At 41.2% G+C, this 4368-nt stretch carries 3 protein-coding genes; 1 reads left to right on the top strand and 2 read right to left on the bottom strand.

The features are described from left to right. Positions 1-280: 280 nt before the first annotated feature. The gene (locus CQA40_RS10660) at positions 281-2149 is read right to left on the bottom strand and encodes a DUF4105 domain-containing protein (protein ID WP_115520808.1); all 1869 of its coding nucleotides are present in this window, start codon (positions 2147-2149) and stop codon (positions 281-283) included. A gap of 18 nt (positions 2150-2167) precedes the next feature. Continuing rightward, complete coding sequence (locus tag CQA40_RS10655; protein ID WP_115520807.1) at positions 2168-2578, bottom strand: hypothetical protein; 411 nt, start codon at positions 2576-2578, stop codon at positions 2168-2170. Positions 2579-2744: 166 nt separating this feature from the next. On the opposite strand from CQA40_RS10655, the gene CQA40_RS10650 reads away from it, so the two are divergent. Next, the gene (locus CQA40_RS10650; RefSeq protein WP_115520806.1) at positions 2745-4223 is read left to right on the top strand and encodes an aminofutalosine deaminase family hydrolase; all 1479 of its coding nucleotides are present in this window, start codon (positions 2745-2747) and stop codon (positions 4221-4223) included. The last annotated feature ends 145 nt before the right edge of the window (positions 4224-4368 follow it).

The following is a 4368-nucleotide window of genomic DNA, read 5'->3' as shown; positions in this document are numbered from 1 at the left end:
AAGAGATGCTTTGAAATCGATTGATTGGGTAAAGGTTAGCTTTTTAGGCACAAATTCTAGCTTGAATTTGCGAACTTCGCTAATTGAGGAGGCGTTAATAGATAGGGGGTTTTGTGATAAGCGTTAAGCCCTAAAATCAAACGAAAAATAGTGGATAAAAAGTCCAAAATCCAAGCCCAAAGCCCAAAATAAATCAAAAGCAAAATATGCAAAATCAAAAAAATACCAAAAATCATAAAATCAGCCACTAAAAAACAAGACTTAAAAAAATCACAAAAATCTAAAAATTCACACTCACACCACTTCTAATCCCAACAAATTCATTTCTTTGGTATGAGAGCTGTTTGCCATAAGTCCATTTGTGTGGCGTGAAAAGATTGTGATACCACGCGCCCTCTACAAAAATATCAACATTTTTATACACGCTTATGCCTAGAAAAACTGCTAGTTTGCTATCGTATCCGCGATTATTTTTGATGATGTCGTAGTATAGTGCATGCTCTGCTATTAGCCTTGCTCTAGGGATTTTGGCGATGAAGCCATTTTTTATCGCTAGGGCAGGGTTGTGGATAATATCATAGCGATAGCTAAAAAATGGTAGCGTGAAAAATGCGATTTTACCTATGTATGCTCCAAACCCCACTCCCAAATCCACATTTGGATATAGCCTTGTTTGGTAGTTTGGCTCTTTTGAGTAGGTTTTGGTGTTTTTATCGTAGTTGTATAGATTTGGGTAAAAAGAAATGTTTATTAGCTTTGAGAGTGAGCGAGTGCGAGCAAAGTCGTTGATAGAGTGCAAGTGTAGAAGTTCTATTTTTGATAAAAAGGCTTTTGCATAAGTGTTGTGATTTAGCACCGCTAGCCCTGCTTGCAGAGATAAAAGCCTAGATTCTATAAATTCTTTATAAGAATTATCCGCGTTTTTTATGCTAGAGTAGATTGGATAAAAAGATAAAAACGCCATATTTGGATAATCATACCCCATAGAAATTTTTGAGTTTTTATAAGAATCTAGCACTTCATTTGCTCCAAATTTTTCTACAAAGGCTTTTTTGCGCTCTGGTAGTAGCACTTGTGAGAGGGAGATTTTGCTTTGGGAGTGTAGGTATTGGAGGTATTGAGTAGGCGTGATAAATGGCTTTTTTGAGTGATAAAAATTTGCAGAATCTAGCACACCCAAAATCTTTTCTATACCATTTGTGCAATTATGCCTAATAAATGAATAGCGAATGTCTTTGTCTTTTAGCTCCCACAAATGCAGGGCAAAAAGCTCTAGTTTTTCTTTGCTAGTTTTTACTTCGTAGCGATAGATTGAGCGACTTTCATCGTTTAGATATTCAGCAGAAGTGCTTGAGTATGGCGAGAGTGCGTAATACCCCTTTAGATTCCCTATCAATGCTCTCACATAATCAAGTGGGTTAAACACCTCGCTCATCGTGGCATAGTAGCTCATAGCGTAGTCTTGCGTTTGTCCTTTTTGGCGTGAGAATGGCACTTCATCAAAAACCCTCTGTATGTCTTTTTGCATATTGCCTTGCAAATGTAGATACAAATGTCCCATACTAGAGCCCGGATATATATCACTCTCTGCGGCAAACTCTACAAAGATTTTATCTAATGGCACAATATCTAAAAAGTCCTGCAAATCATAGCATTTGCTTGTGTCTATCATTTCCAAAAACTCTTGGATTTGAGATTTTTCAATGCCATAAATATCTGCATTTTGAGTAATATATCGCTTGATAAATTCCATTCGTGCGGGGTAAGCACACGCGATAGAATCCGTGCTAGAATCACTGCTAGATAGATTTTGTGAAAAAAGTTTTTGTAAAGTTGCTTGGTATTCGCTTTTGGGATTTTTGTAGCCCTTTTTGTCTAAGAAAAACGGAGAGGTTTTGTGGATACTTGAAGTGGATTTGCCATAGTGTAGAAGCGTGCGCCATTGTTTTGTAGCGTGCATTGGTAAGTTTAGTAACGTATCTAGTAGAGGATTTTGGATTTTTGTGCGGGAATCTATGTGATTTTTGAGATTTTGCGTATTTTCTTGGGATAGCTTTTGGCTAGAATCCTGTGATTTATCCAAAGTCTGTGATGAGTAGGCACAAAGGGATTGGCACGCAAGCACAATCCCAAAGAGCCATTTAAGCATTATTGCTAGGGCAGAAAACTATCTTTTTTCAGAGACAGGGATAGTGAAGTTTGGATTGGCGTATTTCCACATACTTCCTGCTGCACCGTCAGTTGTCGAGCCAAAAGTGCCACCCCAGATGATATTTCCCCAAAACCACCCACTAAGTTTGTTTTTGCCTTTGATGATAAATTGCGTATCCTCATAGCCCGGATTATCAGCTGCTAGCACTTTTATGGTAGCACCAGAGCGGCGAGAGATTTTGACTTCGCCCGGTATATTTACCTTTTTGCCCTTTATATCTGCTACGACAGGTTTGCCATTTGAAGTAGATAGGGCTACTTTTTGCTTTGTGCCATTTGAAGTGAGGGCACAACCTGTGAAAAACATAGACGCGGCGAGAAAAGCACTTGAGAAAAGTGCAACTTTTACGATGTTGCTTGTTTTCATAGACGAAAACTCCTTTTTGTTGAGATTTGGAATGCGAAAGAAAGTTTTACAAAAAAAAAAAAAAACACTTAGTAAATGAGGGTAAATAGGAAATTTTGGTGCTATTTTTTAAGGTTTTTAAATTTAGCTTGGAAGCAGGGCTACTAGATAGCCAAAAGGAGCAAAAATGCAGCTAATAGGTGCGAGTTTGGTTTTTGTATGTGATGAGGATTTTACTATCATAAAAAATGGTGGTGTGGTGTTTGAAGATGAGCGGATTCTCGCTGTGGGAGAGTATAAAGAGCTAGAATCCAAGCTAGAATCAAATACAGATTTTAGCGCAAAATCTAGTGAGGATTTTTGCGCAGAGTTTGGGGCAGGGTTTGACGCAAAATCTAGCATAAAATCTAGCGCGGATTTTGGCAAAGGCTTTGGCGAGATTAGCAGGCATTGTTTGGATTCTAGTTTTGATAGGGACTTTGCGCTAGATTTTGCCAAAAGGCAAAAAAATAAAAAAAAGGCTAAAAAGCCTATAAAAAAGCAGTTTTTTAGCGACTGCGTGCTACTGCCTGCGTTTGTAAATGCTCATATTCACTTTGAGTTTGGGGCAAATACGACTAGCTTTGCCTATGGGAGCTTTGAAGCGTGGCTAGCCTCTGTGATGAGCTATCGTGGAGGTGTGCTAGAGAAGCTAGAATCAGTGCTCAAAAAGCAGATAGCCACACAGCTAGAATGTGGGGTAGGGAGTGTGGGTGCGATTTCTAGCTATGGTGGGGATATGCTAGCGTTGGCACACTCGCCTTTGCGCGTGTCGTATTTTTGCGAGGTTTTGGGGGCAAGTGAAGCAGATGAGAGTTTTGCGAGGTTTAGGGAGCGCTTTGAGAGAGCGTTTGAAGCAAAAAGTGAGCGATTTATCCCGCGCGTAGCGATACACTCACCCTACTCGGTGCATAGTGCGCTAGCAAAAAAGGTGATAGATTTTGCCACACAAAAAAGCAGCACAAAGCCTATCATAAGCGCGCACTTCCTAGAGTCTGCAAGCGAGCGGGAATGGCTAGAATCCAAAAGCGGGTGGTTTAAGGGCTTTTATGCTGATACGCTAAAGATACCAAACCCCAAGCCACTATATGAGATAAGCGAGTTTTTGGAGCTTTTTAGCGGGGTGCAAGCGGTGCTTACACATTGTGTAGCGATGAGCGAGGTGGAGCTAGGGCGGATTTTGGACGCGGGGCATTTCATCACTACTTGCCCTCGCTCAAATCGCCTGCTAGGCGGCAAAATGCTTGATATTGCGCACTTTAGGCGGGTGGATTCTAGGTTTGCACGCTCGCTTGCCATTGGCACAGATGGCGCAAGTAGCAATGTTGATACAAATCTGCTAGATGAGATGCGCTCTGCGCTGTTTGGGCTAGGGCTTTGCGAGGGGTTTGGGCTAGGGGAGGCTGCAAAGCTGCTTTTGCTTAGTGCTACGCGCTATGGAGCGCAGGCTCTAGGGCTAGAAAATGGCGAGCTAAAGCGTGGGAAATACGCGGATTTCGCGCTATTTGGGATTCCCAAAATCGCTGATTCTGCTACGCCTATTTTGCATTTCCTCACAAATGCAAAGAAAGTGCAGAAGCTGTATATCAATGGCGAAGTGGTGGAGATTAAGCCCGAGCAAAAGTGAGTGAATAAAATCGGGCAAATGGGCAAATTAAAGTAAAATCAATATTAACAAGACACAAACATTAACCAAATCCCGCTACAATGATTCCGCTTGAAACCCCCCGCTTAAGCCCCACCACCCAAACACCACCCAAAAACCCCAACAC

Source organism: Helicobacter sp. MIT 01-3238 (genome assembly GCF_003364135.1).
GTDB lineage: Bacteria > Campylobacterota > Campylobacteria > Campylobacterales > Helicobacteraceae > Helicobacter_B.
The sequence above is the reverse complement of the archived record's forward strand: the minus strand, read 5'-3'. Positions and strand labels throughout refer to the sequence as shown.